The sequence below is a fragment of the Streptococcus sp. FDAARGOS_520 genome (genome assembly GCF_003812685.1).
Classification (GTDB): domain Bacteria; phylum Bacillota; class Bacilli; order Lactobacillales; family Streptococcaceae; genus Streptococcus; species Streptococcus agalactiae.
Window position 1 is genome coordinate 1,507,088 of record NZ_CP033810.1, and the last position, 24,630, is coordinate 1,531,717.

General features: G+C 35.8%; 21 protein-coding genes and 1 riboswitch. Of the genes, 14 read left to right on the forward strand and 7 right to left on the reverse strand.

Annotation, left to right across the window (positions count from 1 at the left end):
* Window positions 1-10: 10 nt before the first annotated feature.
* On the reverse strand, window positions 11-1,327 hold the full coding sequence (locus EGX96_RS08070) for an HD domain-containing protein (protein ID WP_001003543.1): 1,317 nt from the start codon (window positions 1,325-1,327) through the stop codon (window positions 11-13).
* Between the two features lie 75 nt (window positions 1,328-1,402).
* Between EGX96_RS08070 and EGX96_RS08075 the strand changes: the two genes are divergently transcribed.
* Both EGX96_RS08075 and EGX96_RS08080 read left to right on the forward strand, forming a co-directional pair.
* Window positions 1,403-1,789: a DUF1934 domain-containing protein gene (locus tag EGX96_RS08075; protein WP_000764120.1), complete on the forward strand. Its 387-nt coding sequence runs from the start codon at window positions 1,403-1,405 to the stop codon at window positions 1,787-1,789.
* A gap of 343 nt (window positions 1,790-2,132) precedes the next feature.
* Entirely contained in the window at window positions 2,133-4,817 is a 2,685-nt protein-coding gene (locus EGX96_RS08080) for a calcium-translocating P-type ATPase, PMCA-type (protein ID WP_123957837.1), read from the forward strand.
* A 44-nt stretch (window positions 4,818-4,861) separates the two neighbouring features.
* On the opposite strand, the gene EGX96_RS08085 is transcribed toward EGX96_RS08080, so the two are convergent.
* Window positions 4,862-5,722 (reverse strand): metallophosphoesterase, encoded by an 861-nt coding sequence (locus EGX96_RS08085; protein WP_000163483.1) that lies wholly within the window; start codon window positions 5,720-5,722, stop codon window positions 4,862-4,864.
* Between the two features lie 151 nt (window positions 5,723-5,873).
* Here EGX96_RS08085 and EGX96_RS08090 point away from each other — a divergent pair, with 151 nt between their 5' ends.
* The 5 genes from EGX96_RS08090 to ftsX all read left to right on the forward strand — a co-directional run bounded on the left by EGX96_RS08090 (window position 5,874) and on the right by ftsX (window position 11,810).
* A complete protein-coding gene (locus EGX96_RS08090; RefSeq protein WP_000064640.1) occupies window positions 5,874-7,805 on the forward strand; it encodes a fructose-1,6-bisphosphatase in 1,932 nt (643 codons plus the stop codon).
* An 89-nt stretch (window positions 7,806-7,894) separates the two neighbouring features.
* Window positions 7,895-9,019, forward strand: a complete 1,125-nt coding sequence (gene queG / locus EGX96_RS08095) for a tRNA epoxyqueuosine(34) reductase QueG (protein WP_000351639.1) — start codon at window positions 7,895-7,897, stop codon at window positions 9,017-9,019.
* 68 nt (window positions 9,020-9,087) lie between these two features.
* Window positions 9,088-10,186, forward strand: a protein-coding gene (prfB, locus tag EGX96_RS08100; protein ID WP_011324939.1) for a peptide chain release factor 2 whose coding sequence is annotated in 2 segments (ribosomal slippage) — window positions 9,088-9,159 and window positions 9,161-10,186 — 1,098 coding nt in all. Because the reading frame shifts where the segments join, the coding sequence is not laid out codon by codon here.
* Between the two features lie 18 nt (window positions 10,187-10,204).
* On the forward strand, window positions 10,205-10,897 hold the full coding sequence (gene ftsE, locus EGX96_RS08105) for a cell division ATP-binding protein FtsE (RefSeq protein WP_001173889.1): 693 nt from the start codon (window positions 10,205-10,207) through the stop codon (window positions 10,895-10,897).
* The gene (ftsX, locus tag EGX96_RS08110) at window positions 10,881-11,810 is read left to right on the forward strand and encodes a permease-like cell division protein FtsX (RefSeq protein WP_000236202.1); all 930 of its coding nucleotides are present in this window, start codon (window positions 10,881-10,883) and stop codon (window positions 11,808-11,810) included. Before ftsE ends, ftsX begins: the two co-directional genes overlap by 17 nt.
* 52 nt (window positions 11,811-11,862) lie before the next feature.
* Here the strand turns inward: ftsX and EGX96_RS08115 are convergent, their stop codons facing one another.
* Together EGX96_RS08115 and EGX96_RS08120 are read right to left on the reverse strand one after the other, a co-directional pair.
* Window positions 11,863-12,573 carry an alpha/beta hydrolase gene (locus EGX96_RS08115; RefSeq protein WP_001022570.1) on the reverse strand — a complete coding sequence of 237 codons (711 nt, stop codon included), beginning with the start codon at window positions 12,571-12,573 and terminating at the stop codon, window positions 11,863-11,865.
* Window positions 12,570-13,205, reverse strand: a complete 636-nt coding sequence (locus EGX96_RS08120; protein WP_000708402.1) for an MBL fold metallo-hydrolase — start codon at window positions 13,203-13,205, stop codon at window positions 12,570-12,572. Before EGX96_RS08120 ends, EGX96_RS08115 begins: the two co-directional genes overlap by 4 nt.
* Window positions 13,206-13,435: 230 nt before the next feature.
* Between EGX96_RS08120 and EGX96_RS08125 the strand changes: the two genes are divergently transcribed.
* The 4 genes from EGX96_RS08125 (at window position 13,436) to asnS (ending at window position 19,461) form a co-directional block, all read left to right on the forward strand.
* The gene (locus tag EGX96_RS08125; RefSeq protein WP_000048144.1) at window positions 13,436-14,200 is read left to right on the forward strand and encodes a (S)-acetoin forming diacetyl reductase; all 765 of its coding nucleotides are present in this window, start codon (window positions 13,436-13,438) and stop codon (window positions 14,198-14,200) included.
* Window positions 14,201-14,349: 149 nt separating this feature from the next.
* Window positions 14,350-16,815, forward strand: a complete 2,466-nt coding sequence (locus tag EGX96_RS08130; RefSeq protein WP_000192261.1) for a bifunctional DnaQ family exonuclease/ATP-dependent helicase — start codon at window positions 14,350-14,352, stop codon at window positions 16,813-16,815.
* Between the two features lie 85 nt (window positions 16,816-16,900).
* Window positions 16,901-18,094 carry a pyridoxal phosphate-dependent aminotransferase gene (locus EGX96_RS08135; protein ID WP_000221826.1) on the forward strand — a complete coding sequence of 398 codons (1,194 nt, stop codon included), beginning with the start codon at window positions 16,901-16,903 and terminating at the stop codon, window positions 18,092-18,094.
* Window positions 18,095-18,114: 20 nt separating this feature from the next.
* Window positions 18,115-19,461 carry an asparagine--tRNA ligase gene (gene asnS / locus EGX96_RS08140; protein ID WP_000038470.1) on the forward strand — a complete coding sequence of 449 codons (1,347 nt, stop codon included), beginning with the start codon at window positions 18,115-18,117 and terminating at the stop codon, window positions 19,459-19,461.
* Window positions 19,462-19,500: 39 nt separating this feature from the next.
* On the opposite strand, the gene EGX96_RS08145 is transcribed toward asnS, so the two are convergent.
* From EGX96_RS08145 to EGX96_RS08160, 3 genes are all read right to left on the reverse strand, one after another.
* Window positions 19,501-20,058: an ECF transporter S component gene (locus EGX96_RS08145; RefSeq protein WP_000167491.1), complete on the reverse strand. Its 558-nt coding sequence runs from the start codon at window positions 20,056-20,058 to the stop codon at window positions 19,501-19,503.
* A complete protein-coding gene (locus EGX96_RS08150; RefSeq protein WP_001031097.1) occupies window positions 20,055-21,038 on the reverse strand; it encodes a nucleoside hydrolase in 984 nt (327 codons plus the stop codon). Before EGX96_RS08150 ends, EGX96_RS08145 begins: the two co-directional genes overlap by 4 nt.
* Window positions 21,039-21,181: 143 nt before the next feature.
* Window positions 21,182-21,226, reverse strand: a riboswitch (PreQ1 riboswitch).
* A 57-nt stretch (window positions 21,227-21,283) separates the two neighbouring features.
* Window positions 21,284-21,697, reverse strand: coding sequence for an OsmC family protein (locus tag EGX96_RS08160; protein ID WP_000965180.1), 414 nt, complete (start codon window positions 21,695-21,697; stop codon window positions 21,284-21,286).
* Window positions 21,698-21,850: 153 nt separating this feature from the next.
* On the opposite strand from EGX96_RS08160, the gene rapZ reads away from it, so the two are divergent.
* Genes rapZ through whiA form a run of 3 tightly spaced genes read left to right on the forward strand, consistent with a single transcriptional unit; the run spans window position 21,851 to window position 24,620 of the window.
* Window positions 21,851-22,741 carry an RNase adapter RapZ gene (gene rapZ / locus EGX96_RS08165; protein WP_001278848.1) on the forward strand — a complete coding sequence of 297 codons (891 nt, stop codon included), beginning with the start codon at window positions 21,851-21,853 and terminating at the stop codon, window positions 22,739-22,741.
* Window positions 22,738-23,712, forward strand: a complete 975-nt coding sequence (locus EGX96_RS08170) for a YvcK family protein (RefSeq protein ID WP_001231102.1) — start codon at window positions 22,738-22,740, stop codon at window positions 23,710-23,712. The genes rapZ and EGX96_RS08170 overlap by 4 nt, the downstream gene beginning before the upstream one ends.
* Window positions 23,709-24,620, forward strand: coding sequence for a DNA-binding protein WhiA (gene whiA, locus EGX96_RS08175; protein WP_000011316.1), 912 nt, complete (start codon window positions 23,709-23,711; stop codon window positions 24,618-24,620). The genes EGX96_RS08170 and whiA overlap by 4 nt, the downstream gene beginning before the upstream one ends.
* The last annotated feature ends 10 nt before the right edge of the window (window positions 24,621-24,630 follow it).

Here is a 24,630-nt window from a genome sequence, read left to right on the forward strand (position 1 = left end):
AAAGGGTTTGTCATGAATGGCTATTATCTTTCGTGAGTGTCAAATGCTCATTTGTGATATAAGATTGAAATTCTTCTTTTGTACTTGAAAATAGGCTATCTAATGTCAACATTTCTTTTGGAAAATAAAAACGTTGATCACCATAATTAGATCCAGTTAATGCTTTTACAATCGGTGATAAGCTTGATAATTCAGCAAGTTGTCCATTCTTTTGGATAATTTGAATTTCTGTTCGTGGATTTGAATGTTCAGGCCGATAAACATCGTAAGGTAAGTCAAAATTAGCATGGACACCAGTGTAATAATCGGGATCAAAACCAACCTGTGAGACTAGTTCTTTCATTTTAACTAGATTTTCTTTATCAGACTCTTCAAAGGTAATTGATTTAAAGACTTTTCGATTGATAAAACGATTAGCTAAATCTGCCAAAATGTTATCATCAGCTTGCATCCAAGATTGGAAGTAAGTATTCATTACCCCATCATCTAGGGCTAAATAATCTTGTAAATCATATTGATCCGTGAAGAAAGGAATAAGATTTGGAGAAGTTTGTTCAAAAAAATCGCGATGGGTATCAAATAAGAAGCGAGCACGTTTTAGTAAATTTTGTAAGAGTAATTCCATAGCACGACTGGCTGGATGGAAATAAACTTGCATATACATTTGGAAGCGACTAACAATATAATCTTCCACAGCGTGCATCCCGTTACGAGCAAAAGCAATTCCAGAATCGGTTGGTCTAATAACGCGTAAAATTCGTGTTAAATCAAATTGTCCATAGCTAGCAGCAGTGTAGTAAGAATCTCTGAGAAGATAGTCCATTCGATCACAATCAATTTGACTAGAAATTAATTGAACAACTTGTTTATTGGGGTAGCTATGATTAATAACACTAGCTACTTTATCAGGAAAATCAGGAGCCACCTTTCGTAAAATAGCATTAATCTCTGTGGTAGGATTGGTGATGATTTCCTGAGTGTAAGCTTCATGATCAGTATTGAAGAGACGCTCAAATGTATGAGAATATGCGCCATGTCCGATATCATGTAGTAGGGCGGCAGCCATCGTTAGCAGGGACTCATTTTTATTCCAAAGATCAGAATAATGTTCATCAAAGATTTCTGTAACTTTACGAGCCAGTTCATAAACTCCGAGACAATGTGAAAAACGACTATGCTCTGCACCATGGAAGGTAAAAGAAGTCGTTGAGGTTTGTTTAATGCGTCGTAAACGTTGAAATTCTTTAGTGTTAATCAAGTCATATATGACTTGATTATTTACATGGATATAAGTGTGAACGGGGTCACGAAATACTTTTTCATTCATATATATATTATAGCAAAAATTGAAACTTGAGTCAGAAATTGGTAGAATAGAAGGATAAAAGAAGTGAGAGAAGTCATGAAACTAGAAATTAACAATAACATTCAAATTGACAACGAAACCGAAATGATTCATGAGATTCACGATTGTCAATTTATTGAAAAAGGAAGTTACGTTTATTTGAATTATATTAATGCTGAGGGCGAGAGGGTAGTTATTAAGGCAAATCATGAGGAATTGCTTATGACGAGGTTTTCAAATCCTAAGTCTGTAATGCGTTTTCATCGTGAAACGCCTGCTTTGGTTAATATCCCCACTCCACTTGGTGTTCAACATTTGATTACAGAGACAAGTCACTATCAGTTTGATTTGTCACAGCAAAGGTTGCATATCAATTATGTCCTTAAGCAAACGGAGACAGGAGACTGTTTTGCAAATTATGAATTAAGGATTCAATGGTATTAAGATAACTACCATTAACAAAAGAGTAGTCGTTATGAATTTCGTTTACTGAAGACGCTGGGATCTCTTTATGAGAGCCATTTATTTGATAAACTGCAGTGTGGTTTATTTCGACTAGATGAACTTCGTTTTTTCCCTTGAGATTATTAGTGATAGCAAGGATAATTAATTGAAAAATGGATTTTTTTCTGTTACAATGATTAACATATCAAGGGAGTAGCAGACGGTTTACCGTGGCAATGTCGTCATTACGAAAGAAATTTCCGGCGTTGTCTTAAACAGCGAGACTTGTTTTCATAAAAACAGGTCTCTTTTTGTTTGTGGAGAGACCAAAGGAGGAAAGGTTTTGTTAAAAGAACAGAAAAAATCCTTGTTTTACACACAAGGTCAAGAAGAGGTTCTAACGTCTTTAGAATCTTCTCGTGAAGGATTATCAACGACAGAAGCGAAAAATCGCTTAGAGATGTATGGTCGCAATGAGCTTGAAGAAGGGAAAAAACGTAGTCTAATAGCTAAGTTTTTTGACCAATTCAAAGATTTAATGATTATTATCTTACTGGTTGCTGCAGCTCTCTCTGTTATTACGGAAGGTATGCATGGCTTAACGGATGCATTGATTATCTTGGCGGTTGTTATCTTAAATGCAGCTTTTGGTGTTTATCAAGAGGGGCAAGCCGAAGCAGCTATTGAAGCCCTCAAAGATATGTCAAGCCCAATTGCGCGTGTTCGTCGTGATGGTCATACTATTGAGGTGGATTCTAAAGAACTAGTTTCTGGTGACCTCGTTATGTTAGAAGCAGGAGATGTTGTTCCCGCAGATTTACGACTTTTAGAAGCCGCGTCTCTAAAAATTGAAGAAGCAGCTCTAACTGGTGAGTCAGTACCTGTTGAGAAAGACATATCTCAAGTAGTAGCAGAGGATGCAGGTATTGGTGACCGTGTGAATATGGCGTATCAAAATTCAAATGTCACGTATGGTCGAGGATATGGTGTTGTTACTAACACAGGGATGTATACTGAAGTTGGTAAAATTGCGGACATGTTGGCAAATGCTGATGAATCTGAAACACCATTGAAACAAAGTTTAGTTCAACTTTCTAAATTATTGACTTACTTAATCGTGATTATTGCGGTTATTACTTTCTTAGTGGGGATATTTGTCCGTAAAGAAGGTTGGATTGAAGGATTGATGACTTCAGTTGCTTTAGCAGTTGCAGCTATTCCAGAAGGGCTTCCTGCAATTGTTACGATTGTCTTATCAATGGGAACAAAAACTCTTGCTAAACGCAATTCTATCGTTCGTAAACTCCCTGCAGTTGAAACTTTAGGTTCTACAGAAATCATTGCATCAGATAAGACTGGAACTCTGACAATGAATCAAATGACTGTCGAAAAAGTGTATACTAATGGTGTTCTCCAATCATCTTCGGAAGAAATTTCAGTTGATAATAACACTTTACGTATTATGAATTTCTCCAACGATACTAAGATTGATCCTTCAGGAAAATTAATTGGTGACCCAACAGAGACTGCACTGGTACAATTTGGTTTAGATAAGAATTTTGATGTCCGTGAAGTTTTGAAAAATGAACCACGTGTAGCTGAGTTACCATTTGATTCAGATCGTAAGTTAATGTCTACGATTCATAAAGAATCAGATGGTCGCTACTTTATCGCAGTCAAGGGTGCTCCTGATCAATTATTAAAACGAGTTACTAAAATTGAAGATAATGGCTTGGTTCGTGATATCACGGCTGAAGATAAAGAGGCTATCCTAAATACCAATAAAGAACTCGCAAAACAAGCTCTTCGTGTCTTGATGATGGCTTATAAATATGAAACACAAATTCCAACTTTAGAGACTGATATTGTTGAGTCAGATTTAGTATTCTCAGGTTTAGTGGGAATGATTGACCCTGAGCGTCCAGAAGCGGCAGAAGCTGTTCGAGTTGCTAAAGAAGCAGGAATTCGTCCGATTATGATTACCGGGGACCATCAAGATACTGCAGAAGCTATTGCAAAGCGTCTAGGTATTATTGATGCAAATGACACAGAAGATCATGTCTTTACGGGTGCTGAACTTAATGAATTAAGTGATGAAGAGTTTCAAAAAGTATTTAAACAATATTCTGTCTATGCACGTGTTTCTCCTGAACATAAAGTGCGTATCGTGAAAGCTTGGCAAAACGATGGCAAAGTCGTTGCCATGACTGGTGATGGTGTTAATGATGCTCCATCGCTAAAAACAGCAGATATTGGTATTGGTATGGGAATAACTGGTACGGAAGTTTCCAAAGGTGCTTCTGATATGGTCCTTGCTGATGATAATTTTGCAACTATTATTGTGGCTGTTGAGGAAGGACGTAAAGTCTTCTCAAATATCCAAAAATCTATTCAGTATCTTCTTTCAGCCAACATGGCAGAGGTATTTACAATTTTCTTTGCAACTTTATTAGGATGGGATGTACTTGCACCGGTTCACCTTCTTTGGATTAACTTGGTAACAGATACTCTTCCAGCCATCGCTCTTGGAGTTGAGCCAGCTGAACCAGGAGTTATGACACATAAACCTCGTGGTCGCCAGTCAAACTTCTTTGATGGTGGTGTTATGGGAGCTATTATCTATCAAGGTATTTTACAAACTATCTTAGTACTTGGTGTCTATGGTTGGGCATTGATGTATCCAGAACATGCTGGTTATCGCATGATTCACGCAGATGCCCTTACGATGGCCTTTGCAACGCTTGGTTTAATCCAATTGGTACATGCATTTAACGTTAAGTCAGTTTACCAATCAATCTTTACAGTTGGAGCTTTTAAAAATAGAACCTTTAACTGGTCTATTCCAGTAGCTTTCATTCTTTTGATGGTGACTATTGTTGTTCCTGGATTTAATAAACTTTTCCATGTAACTCATTTAAGTTCAACACAATGGTTAACTGTAGTTATCGGAAGTTTATTGATGGTAGTGTTAACGGAAATTGTTAAATTTATCCAACGTAAATTAGGACAAGACGAAAAAGCTATTTAGTTTAGCTGATAAAAAAACTCACTTAGAATATCTAAGTGAGTTTTTTAGCAATCAAATATTGTCATAGAGTTGCGTAATTCGTCTTCAAAATATTTTTTTCGATAGTTTTCAAAACTATCCAAATGCTTAACGGCATTATACCTTTTGCTAAGATTCCAGGTTAAATTAGGGTTATGATTGGGATTCTGATTGACAAAGTCAATAGTTAAATTCCATTCTCTAATATATCCAAGTGGTCTAGAATGATAAGTAGTCTCTCCAATTTTAACGTCGCCAAATGAGCGGTGTGCATGACCAAAAACAACATCTTTGATATGATATTTTTGGAATAAATCATGATAAGCCTGACTCCCCAAAAAAGCATTAAAAGGAGAGAATCTAGGATGAGTCATCGTGAATTGTTTATGGGGAACAAAGTGCATAGCAATAATGATATTTGAAGAATCGACTTTTGCTAATATTTCGTCTAAGCGTTTTAAAATTGATGCTTGGATAGTTACATCATTATTTGGACGTTTTAAACGTCTATCAAACCAAAAAGTCTTTTTTAATTTTTCAACATCCTTGATGTCTCTATTATTTGAAAAGCTGTAATCATACCAGCCATGAAAAGCTAGTAGCATTTTTTTGTCAAATCGATAGGTTTGAAAGTCAAGACGTTGGATTTCTGTTTCTGTTAAATCAAGCATATCATGGTTTCCTAAATTATAGCTAAGTTTAATATGCTTTTTTAAGTTATTGATAAAGGGAAGTGTATCTTTAGTAAAATGATTAGATATATCTCCAGCGATATGGAGGTGATCAATTTTTTCTTTCTTAAGCAAATTAATTAACGTTTTCGTCTCAAAGGTAGAAAAATGATTGAGGTCAATATGTAAATCACTCATGATAGCAAGTTTGGTCATAAGGGTATTGTACCATATTGTAGTTCAAAGAGTTAAACAGTAAATTTTTGAAATAGTTTTAGAGTCATTCTATAATAGATATGTCATTGTAGAATGCGCTTTCATAAGTGTGTTTAGAAGTTTTATATTTAAGGTGCCTTAAGGAGGTCTCATGTCTAATTTTTATAAGCTCTTGAAAGAAAAATTTCCTCGAAAAGAAGATATCGTAACAGAAATGATCAATTTAGAAGCTATTTGTCAATTACCCAAAGGGACGGAGTATTTTATTAGTGATTTACACGGGGAATACGATGCTGTTGATTATCTCTTACGGACAGGTGCAGGGTCTATTAGAGCTAAATTATTAGACTGTTTTGATTGGCAGAAAATAGTTGCTGTTGATTTAGATGATTTTTGTATACTGCTTTATTACCCAAAGGAAAAATTAGCCTTCGATAAAATGAACTTGTCAGCAAGTGCTTATAAAACGAAGTTATGGGAAATGATTCCGTTACAAATACAAGTTTTAAAATATTTTTCTAGTAAATATACAAAATCTAAAGTACGTAAGCAATTGTCAGGTAAGTTTGCTTACATTATCGAAGAACTTTTAGCTGAGATTGACCGTAACCCAGAGAAGAAAAGCTATTTTGATACTATTATTGAAAAATTATTTGAATTAGACCAAGTAGAAGATTTAATTATAGTATTGTCCCAAACAATTCAAGTTTTGATTATTGACCATTTACATGTTGTAGGGGATATTTACGATCGTGGTAGGTATCCTGATCGTATCTTGAATAGGTTAATGGCTTTTCCAAATTTGGATATCCAATGGGGGAACCATGATGTCACTTGGATGGGAGCAGCATCTGGTTCTTACCTTTGTATGGTAAATGTTATCCGTATTGCTGCACGTTATAATAATATTACTTTAATTGAAGACCGATATGGTATCAATTTGCGTCGCTTGGTTGATTACTCACGCCGTTACTATGAACCTCTACCTTCTTTCGTTCCTATATTAGATGGAGAGGAAATGACTCATCCAGATGAACTAGACTTGTTAAATATGATACAACAAGCAACAGCAATTTTACAGTTTAAATTGGAAGCCCAATTGATTGACAGGCGTCCAGAATTTCAAATGCATAATCGGCAACTTATTAACCAGGTAAATTATAAAGATTTAAGTATATCTATTAAGGAAGTTGTGCATCAACTTAAAGATTTTAATAGTAGATGCATTGATTCGAAAAATCCCAGTCGATTAACAAGTGAGGAAGAAGAGCTTTTACAACAATTGATGATAGCCTTCCAGACTTCTGAAAGTTTAAAGAAACATATTGATTTCCTATTTGAAAAAGGAAGTATGTATTTAACATATAATGATAATCTTTTATTCCATGGTTGCATACCAATGCATAGTAATGGTGATTTTAAAAGCTTTAAAATTGCAGGAAAAACTTATGGTGGTAGGGATTTACTGGATTTATTTGAAAGTCAAATACGTCTAGCATATGCTAGACCAGAGAAACATGATGATTTGGCGACAGATATCATTTGGTATCTTTGGTGTGGTGAAAATTCTTCTCTTTTTGGTAAGAATGCCATGACTACTTTTGAGCGCTATTATGTTTCCGACAAAGTAACTCATCAAGAAAGAAAAAATCCCTACTTTAAACTGAGAGATAAAGATGATATTTGCACTGCTCTTTTACAAGAGTTTGATTTGCCTAAGTTTGGGCATATTGTCAATGGTCATACGCCAGTCAAAGAAAAAAATGGTGAGCAACCGATAAAAGCAAATGGTAAGATGTTAGTAATTGATGGTGGCTTTGCCAAAGGTTATCAGAAAAATACAGGTTTAGCTGGCTACACTTTGATTTATAATAGCTATGGGATACAATTAATTTCACACCTTCCTTTTACATCCATTGAGGAAGTTTTAAGTGGAACCAACTATATCATTGATACGAAGCGATTAGTAGAAGAAGCCAAGGATAGGATTCTTGTAAAAGATACAACTATTGGACAAAAGTTAACCAAAGAGATTAAAGACTTAGATCACCTTTATCGTCATTTTCAGGAATATGATGACTAGTGTTTAAGTAATTTACTAATTGATATGTAGGATTTAATTTTTCAGTTTCTTACCTTGTCTCTTTTATTAAATTGACTTAAAATAATATTATGGACATAAAGGCAGAAATTCAAAAATTAGCAAAAGAAATTGGTATCTCTAAAATTGGTTTTACGACGGCAGATAACTTTGATTATTTGGAAAAGTCATTGCGTGCTTCTGTGGAAGAGGGGCGCAATTCAGGATTTGAACATAAAGTCATAGAGGATCGTATCTACCCTGAAAGGCTTTCAGAATCGGCTAAAACGATTATTTCAATTGGCGTTGCTTATCCTCACAAACTTCCTCAGCAACCTCAAAAAACATCTTATAAACGAGGAAAAATTACACCTAATTCGTGGGGGCTTGATTATCATTATGTGGTCGGCGAAAAGTTAGACAGACTATCAAAAGGCATTGAAGAGCTCTGTCGAGATTTTCCTTTGCAACAAAAAGCAATGGTCGATACTGGAGCTTTAGTTGATACTGCAGTTGCCCAAAGAGCAGGTATTGGTTTTATAGGAAAAAATGGTCTAGTTATTTCTAAAGAATATGGCTCTTATATGTTTTTGGGAGAATTAATTACCAATTTAGAGATCGAGCCAGACAAGCCTGTCGATTATGATTGTGGTGACTGTCGTCGTTGTCTAGATGCCTGTCCAACTTCTTGTTTAATTGGTGATGGCTCAATGAATGCCAAGCGTTGTCTATCATTTCAAACCCAAGATAAGGGAATGATGGACATAGAGTTTCGAAAAAAGATTAAAACAGTTATCTATGGTTGTGATATTTGCCAAATTTGCTGTCCTTATAACAAAGGTATAAATAATCCATTGGCGACAGAGATTGATCCTGAGTTGGCTCAACCAGAATTAATACCATTTTTGAGTTTATCAAATGGACAATTTAAAGAAAAATTTGGTATGATTGCTGGAAGTTGGCGAGGTAAAAATATTTTACAGCGTAATGCCATTATTGCGCTAGCAAATGCTCATGATAAAACCGCAGTGGTCAAATTAATAGAGATTATTGATAAAAATAATAACCCTATTCATACTGCAACAGCTATATGGGCATTGGGAGAAATTGTCAAAAAACCAAACGATGAGATACTGGAGTTTATGAGTAATTTAACCTTAAAAGATGAAGATAGCCGAAAAGAGTTGGAATTAATCCGTCATAAATGGCAATTTTAAGCCTTTTATGGTATTTTTAAGAACCTTATGATAAAATAAAACAGATTAACAAAGATTGGAGAAATCTCATGGAAGTGGCTGAAATTCGCCAAAAAATAGTAGAAAATAAAGAGAAGTTGACTAGCTTCAGGAGGTCTCTTTGACTTAGATCGTTTGGAAGAGGAGATTGCTCTTCTTGAAAATCAAATGACTGAGCCAGACTTTTGGAATGACAATATTGCAGCGCAAAAGACATCTCAAGAACTGAATGAGTTAAAAGGTAAGTATGATACTTTCCATAATATGCAAGAATTATCTGACGAAACAGAACTCTTACTTGAGATGCTTGACGAAGATGATTCTTTGAAAGAAGAATTAGAAGAAAATCTAATGCAGCTAGATAAGATAATGGGTGCTTATGAAATGACGCTTCTCTTATCTGAGCCTTATGACCACAATAATGCTATCTTAGAAATCCATCCTGGTTCAGGAGGAACTGAAGCGCAAGATTGGGGAGATTTACTCTTACGAATGTATACCCGTTTTGGCAATGCTAATGGTTTCAAAGTAGAAGTATTAGATTATCAAGCAGGGGATGAAGCTGGTATTAAATCGGTTACCCTCTCTTTTGAAGGCCCCAATGCTTATGGTTTGTTGAAATCAGAAATGGGAGTTCATCGCCTCGTTCGTATATCACCTTTTGATTCGGCTAAACGTCGTCATACCTCATTTGCTTCAGTTGAAGTGATGCCAGAGTTAGATGATACGATTGAAGTAGAAGTACGTGATGATGACATTAAAATGGATACTTTCCGTTCCGGAGGAGCTGGTGGTCAGAACGTCAATAAAGTATCAACAGGTGTTCGTTTGACGCATATTCCAACTGGAATTGTGGTATCGTCTACCGTTGACCGTACTCAATATGGGAACCGCGATCGCGCTATGAAGATGTTGCAGGCTAAGCTATATCAGTTAGAACAAGAAAAGAAAGCACAAGAAGTAGATGCTCTTAAGGGTGATAAAAAAGAAATCACTTGGGGAAGTCAGATTCGTTCTTATGTTTTCACCCCTTATACGATGGTGAAGGATCATCGTACTAACTTTGAGCTTGCTCAGGTAGATAAGGTTATGGATGGAGAAATCAATGGCTTTATTGATGCCTACCTTAAGTGGCGCATTGAAGACTAAAAATAATGAAGGAGAAACATGGCACTAATAGAAATGTCTGGTGTTACTAAAAAGTATCGCCGTTCAACAACTGCCTTGAGAAACTTAAATTTATCAATTCAGCAAGGTGAGTTTGTGTATTTAGTTGGTCCGTCAGGTGCTGGTAAATCTAGCTTGATTCGCCTCCTATACCGTGAAGAAAAATTAAGTTCAGGTAGATTAAAGGTAGGGGAATTCAATCTCAATAAACTCAAACGTCGTCAAATTCCTATTTTACGTCGTAGTATTGGAGTTGTCTTCCAAGATTATAAATTACTACCAACAAAAACAGTTTATGAGAATGTTGCGTTTGCGATGCAAGTTATTGGAGCTAAGCGCCGTCATATTAAAAAACGCGTGCCAGAAGTTCTAGAATTAGTAGGTTTAAAACACAAGATGCGTTCTTTTCCAACACAGTTATCTGGTGGAGAACAACAACGTGTGGCAATTGCACGTGCGATTGTTAATAATCCAAAATTATTAATTGCAGATGAACCTACTGGTAATTTGGATCCAGAAATTGCTTGGGAAATCATGCATCTATTGGAACGTATTAACCTTCAAGGAACGACTGTTTTGATGGCAACACACAATAGTCAAATTGTTAACACACTTCGTCATCGTGTCATTGAGATTGAAGCAGGTAGCGTTATCCGAGATGAAGAGAAGGGAGAATATGGTTATCATGATTAATTTCTTTAGACATTTCTGGGAATCGCTTAAAAACTTGAAACGTAACTTTTGGATGACTTTTGCTTCTGTAACATCAGTTACCATAACCTTACTTCTTGTAGGCTTGTTTTCATCAGTTTTACTGAATGTTGAAAAGTTAACAACTGATGTTTCAGGTAATTTTACTATCAGTGCCTTTTTAAATGTTGACTCAACGGATGCTCAAAAACAAGTCAAAGATAAGGACGGAAAGCTAAAAGATAATCCTGATTATCATAAAGTTTACGACAAAATTAAACGTATTTCTGGTGTAGAGAAAGTCACTTATTCAAGTAAAGCTGAACAATTAAAAGAAGTTCAAAAAGAGTATGGTTCAGATGTTATTGATGATACCTATAAAGATGCTTTGTTAGATGTTTACGTAGTTGGGACAAGTTCTGCAAAAGTTTCTAAGAGTGTCAGTGAAGCAATTGGACGCATTGAAGGTGTTGATTATACTAAAGAACCTATTGATTCAACAAAACTATCTAATCTCACAGATAACATCCGTATATGGGGATTTGGTGGTGTTGCCTTATTAATTGTCCTTGCTATCTTTTTGATTTCAAATACTATTCGTATGTCGATTATGTCACGCCGTACAGATATTGAAATCATGAGATTAGTTGGCGCTAAAAATTCTTATATTCGAGGACCGTTCTTTTTTGAAGGTGCTTGGGTAGGGATTTTAGGGGCTATCGTTCCATCGCTGATTTTCTATTTTGGTTATCAATTTGTGTTTAACAAGTTTAATCCAAAATTTGAGACAAGCCATGTTTCATTGTATCCTATGGATATTATGGTTCCAGCAATTATTGGTGGTATGGTGATTATTGGTATTATTATTGGCTCACTTGGGTCTGTCCTATCAATGAGACGTTACCTTAAGATTTAATAAAAAGAGATGAAATCTATTTCATCTCTTTTTATTAATTGTAGATATCATGTTAGTGGATAAAATTCGAAATAAACGTAGCCAATTGTTTTTCAGATGATTTGTGAGAAAGGGTAGCTTTACCATCCCCTTTTTGATGTCCGTAGTTACCAAATCGGCTATGGTTTCCTCCGACAATAGTTCGAAAAGTACTTGAATTTGGGAGGCGTTTTTTAGCTTCCTCATATTTTTCCCAGTTTAAAATATGATCATTACTTGCTGTAATGGAGAGTACTCTTAACTTTTTATGAGATAGGTCGGATTTACGTGAAGGGTAGGAAGCTAATAATATGAGCCCTCTAACAGGGGCTACTTTGGCATTTTGGCTAGCAACAACTCCTCCTAAAGAATGTCCAGCAAGGTAAACATTAGTTAAGTGGTTCTGATTAATAATTGTTTTAGCTTTATGAGGCGATAAAACTGGCAAATTTAAAGGTGTCTTCAAAATATAGGTATTATCCCCTTTGTCAGCTAAATCTCTAGCAAGTTGAGAATAAGCTTCTTCTTCCACAAGAGCCCCTTGATAGAAAATAATATTTGCTTTTACCTTACCCTTGCTTCTAAAAAGAAGGTAGTTCTTATGGTTTGTAGCGGTTTTAGCAATTCTCCTAGCTAATGGGGAGGCTTGGTAAGTATTGAAGTAAATGGTCATCCCGACGGCCATTAAAATAGCAAGGATACTTGTTGTTAACCAAAGAAAAATAGAGTGACGTTTTATGTTCATTGGAAGAAAGGATTAAAGTTTTTTTCGTGGCCAATAGTTGTATTCATGCCATGGCCTGGGTGAACACTATAATGACTAGGTAAGGTGAATAGTTCTTGACGAATACCAGTAATGAGGTCCTCAAAGTTACTGGTAGGTAAGTCAGTACGACCGATAGTTTCACGAAATAGAGCATCGCCAGTAACGACTAATTCATCTGAGTGGAAAACAAACGAGACTCCTCCCCAAGAATGACCAGGTGTTGGTAAAACTGTGAATTCAAAACCATTTAGTTGATAGGGTTGCTTTAATTTAAAAAAGTTCTCTGCCGGTCTTGCTATAACATTAATGATATCATCATGACGGCCTAACCCAGATAAATTATCATCTGGGGAAGATAGCCAAGCGGCTTCTTTTTCTGAAACATAAACAGGTGGATTATCAAAAGTATCTCTGACCAAATCTAAACTAAAAATATGATCATAGTGAGTATGAGTTAAGAGGATAGCCACTAAAGGTTTTTCAAAGGATTTAATTTTAGCAATAATTTCTTGGCCATTGCTCCCTGGATCAATGAGGATAACAGCTTGATCATTAACGAGGTAATAAGTATTTTCACCAGCAATGTGGTTTATTGTTTTATAGATTTTCATAATGATAGTGTACCAAAAAATCAAGACTTTGTTAAAAAAAGAGTGGCGGAAAATAAATGGCAACTAGTTTCAGAAAATATGGGATCTCACAGCAATTTCTTGACACCGTTTTCATAAAGGTGTATCATAAAAGTAATCAATAAGCCAAGCCTAAAGCTGAACTTAGTTTAAGAACACTGACTTTTTGAGAGCAACCTAATTGGTTGACTAAAGAATATGAGGTGGAAGATATGTCAAAAGTTGCTATTGTTACTGGTGCTGGTCAAGGAATTGGATTTGCTATTGCGAAACGTCTTCATGCAGACGGCTTTAAAATAGGCGTTTTAGACTATAATGAAGAGACTGCTCAGGCTGCGGTTGATAAACTATCACCTGAGGATGCTGTTGCAGTTGTAGCAGATGTTTCAAAACGTGATCAAGTTTTTGATGCTTTCCAAAAAGTTGTAGATACTTTTGGTGATTTGAATGTTGTTGTTAACAATGCAGGTGTTGCCCCAACAACTCCTCTTGACACTATTACTGAAGAGCAGTTTGAAAAGGCTTTTGCAATCAATGTCGGAGGAACTATTTGGGGAAGCCAAGCAGCTCAGAAACATTTTAGAGAATTAGGTCATGGCGGAAAAATTATAAATGCAACTTCACAAGCAGGATGTGAAGGGAATCCTAATTTGACTGTTTATGGTGGTACAAAATTTGCAGTTCGTGGTATTACACAGACTTTGGCAAAAGATTTAGCATCAGAAGGAATCACAGTCAATGCTTACGCACCAGGTATTGTTAAAACACCTATGATGTTTGATATTGCCCATGAAGTTGGTAAGAATGCAGGCAAAGATGATGAATGGGGTATGGAGCAGTTTGCCAAAGATATCACTTTGAAACGCTTGTCTGAACCAGAAGATGTTGCTAATGCAGTAGGCTTCTTAGCGGGAGATGATTCAAATTATATCACTGGACAAACAATAGTTGTCGATGGGGGTATGGTATTCCATTAAAAATGATTAATGCTAACACTGTGAGTTTCACTCACAGTGTTTTTTATATTTCTTAAAAAATTATCTTATCTTGGTTATTGGAGTGATGGCATCTTTGAGGTATAGTCATGTTTTGTTTTATAGATATAGCGTGCTATAATAGACTTACTATGACCCAGAAAAAACTTAGAAAATATGCAGTAGTTGACTTGGAGGCTACTGGAGCAGGTCCCAATGCTTCTATTATTCAGGTTGGGATTGTTATTATCCAAGGAAATAAAATTATTGATAGTTATGAAACAGATGTTAATCCTCATGAATCTTTGGATGAGCATATTGTTCATTTGACAGGTATTACGGATAAGCAGTTGGCTAAAGCTCCGGATTTTGGTCAAGTGGCGCATCACATTTATCAATTGATTGAAGATTGTATTTTTGTTGCCCACAATGTAAAGTTCGATGCAAATTTATTGGCTGAGCAACTATTTTTAGAAGGCTGCGAGTTACGTACACCAAGGATAGATACAGTAGAATTATCACAAGTATTTTATCCCTGTTTAGAAAAATATTCTTTAGGGGCATTAGCAGAAAGCTTAAATATTGAATTAACAGATGCGCACACTGCTATTGCAGATGCAAGAGCTACAGCACAGTTATTCATTAAGTTAAAAGCTAAAATTAGTAGTTTACCTAAAGAAGTGTTGGAGACCATTTTAACATTTGCTGATAATCTTTTGTTCGAATCCTATTTATTGATTGAAGAAGCTTATCAAGAAGCTGATTTCGTTAATCCTAAAGAATATTATTTCTGGCAAGGATTGGTCTTAAAAAAAGAAAAAGCTGTTGGAAAGCCTAAGAAATTATCTAGTGATTTTCAAGTTAACATGGCTTTGTTAGGTATGGATGCTCGCCCTAAGCAAGTTGTTTTTGCTGACTTGGTTAAAGCGCATTTTAATGATCAAACAACAACGTTTTTAGAAGCTCAACCAGGACTTGGTAAAACATATGGTTATCTCTTGCCTTTATTGGATCAGTCTCAAAAACAACAAATAATAGTATCTGTTCCAACAAAGATTTTGCAAGATCAAATAATGGCTAAAGAAATAAAGCACATTCAAGAACTTTTTCATATTCCCTGTCACAGTATCAAAGGACCGAGAAATTACTTGAAGTTAGATGCGTTTTATAAGAGCCTCCAAGTGCAGGATCGAAATCGATTGATAAATCGTTTTAAAATGCAACTGCTAGTGTGGTTGACGGAAACGACTACAGGTGATTTGGATGAAATTAAACAAAAACAACGATTAGAATCTTACTTTGACCAGCTAAAACACGATGGAGAAGTGACTCAATCATCACTTTTTTATGATCTGGATTTTTGGAAACGCAGTTATGATAAAGTTGCACAAAGTCAACTTGTTATTATCAATCATGCTTATTTTCTTGAGCGTGTTCAGGATGACAAAGATTTTGCAAAGGGGAAGGTTTTAGTTTTTGATGAAGCTCAGAAACTTGTTTTGGGACTGGAAAATTTTTCTCGTGGGCAACTTGATATTAGTCACCAATTGCAGGTTATTCAAAAAATAATTGATAGTTCTATTCCATTATTACAAAAGCGCCTTCTGGAAAGTATCTCTTATGAGCTAAGTCATGCAGTAGAACTTTTTTATCGTCATAATTCTTTTGAATTTTCAGAGACCTGGTTGAAACGTCTAAAAAATAGTATAAACGCTTTAGAAGTAGTAGGATTAGATGAGTTACAAACTTTTTTCACAGCTACTTATACTAACTATTGGTTTGAAACTGACAAAGTCAATGAGAAGCGTTTAACCATTTTACGTGGGGCGAGAGAAGATTTTCTTAAATTTTCAAAGTTCCTCCCCCCCACAAAAAAGACCTATATGATATCAGCGACTTTACAAATCAGTCCCAAAGTCTACTTGTCAGATCTTTTAGGAGGATTTTCAAGTATAAGTACAGAAAAGATAGCGCATGAGAAAAATGCCAATCAGAAAGTATGGATTGATACCTCTATGCCCAATATACTTGATTTATCACCGGAACAGTATGCTTACGAAATAGCCAAGCGTTTACAAGATATAATGACGTTAAAGCAGCCTACCTTAGTCTTATTAACTTCTAAACAGACAATGTTTATGGTATCTGATTATTTGGATAAGTGGGAGATAAAACATCTTACTCAAGATAAAAATGGCTTAGCTTATAACGTTAAAAAACGTTTTGATCGTGGAGAAAGCAATCTTCTTTTAGGTACAGGATCTTTTTGGGAAGGTGTTGACTTTGTACATCGTGATCGTCTTATTGAAGTTATCACGCGATTGCCTTTTGATACTCCCAAAGACTATTTTATCCAGAAACTATCGCAGAGTTTAACAAAAGAGGGGAAAAACTTCTTTTATGACTATTCTTTACCAATGACTGTCTTAAAATTAAAACAGGCCTTGGGACGTACTACAAGGAGAGAAGAACAAAAGTCAGCGGTAATTATTTTGGATAGCAGATTGGTTATTAAATCTTATGGACAAACCATCATGCATTCTCTTGGTAGAGATTTTGAAATTTCTAAGGAAAAAATTAACAAGGTCTTGACTGAAATGGCTAAATTTTTGATATAATGGTAAAGATCATTGTCTAAAAATAAGATTTTGACAGTGCGACTCAAGATTAAATAATAGTAGTACGTTGATAAAAGGAGGAGTAATGACCTATTTGTCAGAACGTGTACTCAATATGGAAGAGAGTGTTACTTTAGCTGCGGGAGCTAAAGCAAGAGAACTCAGAGTACAAGGAAGAGATATTCTTAGTTTAACTTTAGGGGAGCCTGACTTTGCTACTCCTAAAAACATTCAGCAAGCGGCTATTGAGGCTATAACAGATGGACGTGCAAGTTTTTACACACCATCAAGTGGTTTGCCGGAGTTGAAGTCAGCAATTAATGCGTATTTTGAACGTTTTTATGGCTACTCCCTTAAACCTAATCAGGTGGTTGTGGGAACTGGTGCTAAGTTTATCCTTTATACTTTCTTTATGACAGTACTGAATCCCGGTGATGAAGTAATTATTCCGACTCCTTATTGGGTATCTTATGCTGATCAGATTAAGATGGCTGAAGGTAAGCCAGTTTTTGTCACAGCAAAAGAAGTTAATCACTTCAAAGTAACTGTGGAACAGTTAGAAGCTGTTAGGACTGATAAGACAAAAGTCATACTTCTTAATAGTCCATCAAATCCTACAGGTATGATTTATAAAGCTGAGGAGTTGGAGGCTATTGGAAATTGGGCAGTCGAACATGATATCCTAATTTTAGCAGATGATATTTACGGTCGATTGGTTTACAATGGCAATATTTTTACCCCTATTTCAAGCCTTTCAGAGTCTATTCGAAACCAAACGATAGTCATAAATGGAGTTTCTAAGACTTATGCGATGACAGGTTGGCGTGTTGGTTTTGCAGTGGGTAATCATGATATTATAGCGGCAATGTCTAAAGTAGTCAGTCAAACAACTTCTAACCTTACGGCTGTCTCACAGTATGCTACTATTGAGGCTTTAAATGGTTCTCAAGAGTCATTTGAAAAAATGAGGCTAGCATTTGAAGAACGCCTTAATATCATTTATCCATTGTTGTGTCAGGTCCCTGGGTTTGAGGTTGTTAAACCACAAGGTGCTTTTTATCTTTTCCCAAATGTTACAAAAGCAATGGAAATGAAAGGATATACGGATGTTACAGCATTCACGGATGCCATTCTTGAAGAAGTTGGACTTGCTTTAGTAACGGGTGCTGGTTTTGGAGCGCCGGAAAATGTTCGTCTGAGTTATGCTACAGATCTTGAAACCCTTAAAGAAGCTGTTCGTAGACTGCATGTCTTTATGGGAAGTAATGAAATTAATTAAATAAAAATAGAGAGAAACTTATGTCAAAAAAACTTATTTCAATTGTTGATGTTAAAGATTATGTTGGTCAAGAAGTTACTATTGGTGCTTGGGTTGCTAACAAATCAGGTAAAGGTAAGATTGCGTTTGTACAGTTGCGCGATGGTTCTGCCTTTTTCCAAGGTGTCGCTTTTAAACCAAACTTCATTGAAAAATATGGTGAAGAATCAGGTCTTGAAAAATTTGACGTTATTAAACGTCTCAACCAAGAAACATCTGTTTATGTAACAGGGATTGTTAAAGAGGATGAACGTTCAAAATTTGGCTATGAGCTTGATATTACTGACCTTGAAGTCATTGGAGAGTCACATGAATATCCTATAACTCCTAAAGAGCATGGGACAGACTTCTTGATGGACAACCGTCATCTTTGGTTGCGTTCTCGTAAACAAATGGCTGTTATGCAAATTCGTAACGCTATTATTTATTCAACTTATGAATTCTTTGACCAAAATGGTTTTATCAAATTTGATAGCCCAATTTTATCAGAAAATGCAGCAGAAGATTCAACAGAGTTATTTGAAACAGACTATTTTGGGAAACCAGCATTTCTTAGCCAATCTGGTCAATTATACCTTGAAGCTGGAGCAATGGCTCTAGGCCGAGTTTTCGACTTTGGTCCAGTCTTTCGTGCTGAAAAATCTAAAACACGTCGCCATTTAACAGAATTTTGGATGATGGATGCTGAGTATTCTTTCTTGTCACATGAGGAATCACTTGACCTCCAAGAAGCTTATGTTAAAGCATTGATCCAAGGCGTTCTAGATCGTGCGCCTCAAGCACTTGATATTTTAGAACGTGATGTTGAGGCTCTCAAACGTTATATCGCAGAGCCATTCAAGCGTGTTTCTTATGATGATGCTATTACACTTCTTCAAGAGCATGAAGCAGATGAAGATACAGATTATGAACATTTAGAGCATGGTGATGACTTTGGTTCACCACATGAAACTTGGATTTCTAATTACTTTGGAGTGCCGACATTTGTAGTGAATTACCCAGCAAGCTTTAAAGCATTTTATATGAAACCAGTTCCTGGAAATCCAGAACGCGTTCTTTGTGCTGATCTTCTAGCTCCAGAAGGTTATGGAGAGATCATTGGCGGCTCAATGCGTGAAGACGACTACGATGCTCTTGTGGCTAAAATGGATGAACTAGGTATGGATAAATCAGAATACGACTTTTACCTTGACCTTCGTAAATACGGCTCTGTTCCTCATGGCGGTTTTGGTATAGGTATTGAACGTATGGTAACTTTTGTTGCTGGTACCAAACATATTCGCGAAGCTATTCCATTCCCACGTATGTTACATCGTATCAAACCATAATAAAAAAGCGCTAGCTAGTGCGCTTTTTTATTATGGTCTTTAGAATCGTTGGTTAATTAAATTGGGACTATGTTTTTTTAACAATGTGATTGTCGAAAAGACAAGGATAAGACTGATTAGTCGATCCATATAATCTGTTCCAACTTGAACAAGTATCAAACTACTTGTCATGTCTAATCCAATTCCATGTAAGAATTGTGCTATAATACTTGAGCCACTAGAGGTAATTCCTTTAAAAAGGATAACTGTTATAACTGAAGCAATAATAGTTCCTGGTAAAGAAATAATCAGTGATTTCCACAATAGGCTAGAGGGTTTACAATTCCTTTTAATCAAGATACCCGTAATGATAGCAACCACGATGGCGACTGGTGAATAATAAAGTGAAAAAATATCAGTAGTCATCCAATTGATGAGTGCACTGAGAAAAGCAGTGCTGGCAGCGTACCATGGTCCCAGGATAACTGCTATTAACAATGTACCTATAGTATCTAGATAGATAGGTAGGCGTAAAAATAGAGCTAAATTAGCCCCAACAAGGTTGATGGCGATAGCGATTGAGATAAATGAAATTAAACGAGCAGGTGATTTTGTCATTTGTTAAGTCCTAACATTTCTAAGTCTTCAATGATGACTGAATTTTGTGCATGTAATAGGACGGTCATAAAATCATTCCAAAATAAATTAGTATTGACTGAGGTTAAAATCTTACTGTTAGCATCTTTTTTATAAAAATGATACTGATCTACAATTGTTTGTCCCATGGCGATTCCGTGACAAGCAACATCGGTATAGCTATCAAAACCAGTAGCGATATTTTCATTAACAAAGTAAGCAATAGCTAAAGGATCATTTATCACACATCCAATAATATGCTCATATTGCCAGTGAAAATCGAAGTAGAACTTTGTGATTTTTTGGATAAAACTTGATACGTCTGGATTAATACGCTCCATATAAGATAAATGATTGGGGGTTAATACAATATGACGTGTGATGTCTAGTCCAACCATCTCTATTTTTTTGTCAAGGTTTTCAAATACATATTGTGCAGCATGAGGATCACACCAATAGTTGTATTCAGCAACTGGAGAACAATTGCCATGTGATTTAAAACTTCCTCCCATGCTAATAAATCGCTTGCAATGTTTGCCTAATTTGGGATTAGTTTGTAAGGCTCGAGCGATATTGGTCAGAGGTCCGAGAGCTATAATAGAAGTATCATTTTTGTGTTCAAAATAGTTTGCTAAAAAACAATCTGCTGATTCTTCTTGAAAGATAATTGGTTGCGCCAATGTAAAGTTATTCTCTCCAAGGCCATCCATTCCATGAGTATCCTGAGCAGATACAAATTCACGTTGTAAAGGCAAGTTATCACCAACATAAACTGGAATGTCGTGACGGTTTAGTAATTCAAGCGTTACAAAGGTATTCTTTAGTCCTAGCTCAACAGGCGAATTGCCTGCTGTTATAGTAATAGCAACAACTTCTAACTTAGGATGCTGAATAGCATACATCAGTGCTAAGGTATCATCAATACCGGGATCGCAATCGATAATAATTTTTTCTTTATTCATTTGTCTCCTTTCTTTTAATATTAGTGAATGTTCTATGCTTTTATGAAACTATTAACAATAGTCATGGCAATAAAAAAGATCTTGGCAGTTACCAAGATCACACGAAAAAATGAATTTAGTTTTCTAAATTCAATCATATTTTCAGTCACTTAGTTTTTTATTCTGGGAAGTTTTCGAACCAGTCCGAGAAATACTCGATTATGCACGTGTTTTATTATAATATGAAAGCACTAACTTGTAAAGATTCAAACTGACCATTTAACAGTGTCTAGATTGATTGTTTTAGCATTTGAAATTAATTTTGAAATCGGACATCTGCTGTGTGCTTTGTTAACGATTAGCTTACTATCAGATAATGACAGTTTTTCAATACTAGCAACAGCGTTAACTTGGAAATAAAATCCCTTACCTACTTGCTTTTCCTTCATGAGCTGGCAAGTAACATCAACGCGAGATTTTAGGTCTTTGAATCCTTTTTGTTCTAAAATAGCTTTTATAGTTGCATTTAAACATGTTGACCATGCTAAAGCAATTAATTCCTCAGGATTAAATCCTGGTAAATGATTTAAAGGGTGATTGGTCTCCACAATTTTTCCATTGGAGAGATAAACTTTTCCATCAACGCCTTGAGTGTTTGATGAGGTTACTTCATAAAGCATAATAAACTCCTTTGGGTCTAGTTTACCAAATTTGGGAGCATTCCGACAAGATTTTACTATTTAGAATGAGTTTCTTTTCCTCTGAAGTAAAATCCTAATTGCTAGCCATTTGTGGTATAATGGCATAAAACATAAGAGAAAGAGGTAATCGTAATGTCAGACGAACAAATCAAACTTGTGATTGTAACAGGTATGAGTGGGGCAGGAAAGACAGTGGCTATTCAGTCATTTGAAGATTTAGGATATTTTACAATAGATAATATGCCGCCTACTCTAGTGCCTAAGTTTTTAGAATTAGCAGCACAATCAGGAGATACAAGCAAGATTGCTATGGTAGTTGACATGCGTAGTCGTCTTTTCTTTAGAGAAATTAACTCTATTTTGGATAGCCTTGAAATTAATGATAATATTAACTTTAAGATTCTATTTTTAGATGCTACTGACACCGAGCTAGTGTCACGATATAAAGAGACACGTCGTAGCCACCCTCTTGCTGCCGACGGCAGAGTGTTAGATGGTATTTCTCTAGAGAGAGAACTATTAGCACCGCTTAAAAGTATGAGTCAGAACGTTGTGGACACTAGTGAATTAACACCAAGACAACTACGTAAGGTCATTTCTAAAGAATTCTCAAATCAAGATAGTCAAAGTTCTTTTCGTATCGAAGTTATGAGTTTTGGTTTTAAATATGGTATACCTTTGGATGCGGATTTAGTATTCGATGTGCGTTTTTTACCAAATCCATACTATAAACCAGAATTAAGAGATAAGACAGGTTTAGATACTGAGGTTTATGACTATGTCATGAGTTTTGATGAATCAGATGATTTTTATGACCATCTTCTTGCCTTAATAAAGCCAATCTTACCAGGCTATCAAAATGAAGGGAAATCTGTTTTGACTGTGGCAATCGGATGTACAGGTGGGCAACATCGTAGCACCGCTTTTGCTCATAGATTATCAGAAGATTTAAAAGCAGATTGGACAGTTAATGAAAGCCATCGTGATAAAAATAAGCGTAAGGAGACGGTAAATCGTTCATGAGAAAACCTAAAATAACCGTTATCGGCGGAGGAACGGGAATTCCAGTTATTTTGAAAAGTCTTCGCTTAGAAGATGTTGAGATTACAGCGGTTGTCACGGTTGCAGATGATGGTGGTTCGTCAGGTGAGTTGCGCTCAGTTATGCAACTAACACCACCAGGAGATCTAAGAAATGTTTTGGTTGCCTTGAGTGATATGCCGAAGTTTTACGAACAAATTTTCCAATATCGTTTTGCAGAAGGTGATGGGGATTTTGCAGGTCATCCTTTAGGAAATCTTATTATTGCTGGTGTTGCTGAAATGCAAGGTTCAACTTATAACGCTATGCAGAGTTTAACACAGTTCTTTCATACAACAGGAAAGATATATCCATCTAGTGAACATCCGCTCACTCTGCATGCTGTTTTTAAAGATGGCCATGAAGTGGTTGGAGAGAGTCAAATAGCCGATTATAAAGGCATGATTGACCATGTGTATGTCACTAATACTTATAATGAAGAGACTCCTACGGCCAGCCGCAAAGTTGTTGATGCAATTTTAGAAAGTGATATGATTGTGTTGGGGCCAGGGTCACTTTTCACCTCTATTTTACCTAACCTAGTTATTCCAGAAATTAAACAAGCTCTTTTAGAAACTCGGGCAGAGGTAGCTTATGTATGCAATATTATGACACAACGTGGTGAAACTGAGCATTTTACAGACGCAGACCACGTTGAAGTATTGAAACGTCATTTAGGACAAGATGCTATCGATACAGTTTTGGTTAATATTGAAAAAGTGCCAGAGTCTTATATGGAAAACAATCATTTTGATGAGTATTTGGTACAGGTTGAACATGATTTTTCAGGGCTTAGAAAACATGCCAGACGTGTCATCTCGTCTAACTTTTTAAAATTAGAAAAAGGTGGAGCCTTCCATCATGGTGACTTCGTTGTTGAGGAACTAATGAATTTAGTAGGAACACATTTATGAGTTTTACAGTAAAAGTCAAAGAAGAGCTGCTAGGTCATAAGAGTGAAAATAAGATGGAACTGTCAGCTATTATCAAAATGTCAGGTAGTTTAGGATTAGCTAACCACGGCCTTAACCTTTCTATTACTACAGAAAATGCTAAAATTGCTCGTCATATTTATAGCATGCTAGAAGAACATTATCATTTGCAGCCAGAAATCAAATACCATCAAAAAACGAACTTACGAAAGAATCGTGTGTATACTGTTTTTATTGAAGAAAAAGTTGATGTTATTCTTGCTGATTTGAAGTTGGCTGATGCTTTTTTTGGTATTGAAACTGGTATTGAACACTCTATATTGGACAATGATGAAAATGGAAGAGCTTATCTCAGGGGAGCATTCTTATCAACGGGTACTGTTAGAGAACCTGATTCTGGGAAATATCAACTAGAAATTTTTTCTGTTTATCTAGACCATGCACAAGACTTAGCTAATCTTATGAAAAAATTTATGTTAGATGCAAAGGTTATTGAACATAAACATGGAGCAGTAACTTATTTGCAAAAAGCAGAAGATATTATGGATTTCTTGATAGTCATTGATGCCATGGAAGCTAGAGATGCTTTTGAAGAGATTAAAATGATACGTGAGACACGTAATGATATTAATCGTGCTAACAACGTTGAAACAGCTAATATTGCTAGAACAATCACAGCTAGTATGAAGACTATCAATAATATTATCAAGATTATGGATACTATTGGTTTTGATGCACTGCCTAGTGATTTAAGACAAGTAGCTCAGGTGCGTGTGGCTCATCCAGATTACTCTATTCAACAAATAGCAGACAGTTTAGAAACGCCTCTGAGTAAGAGTGGCGTTAACCATCGCTTACGGAAAATAAATAAAATTGCAGATGAATTATAGAAGGAGATAT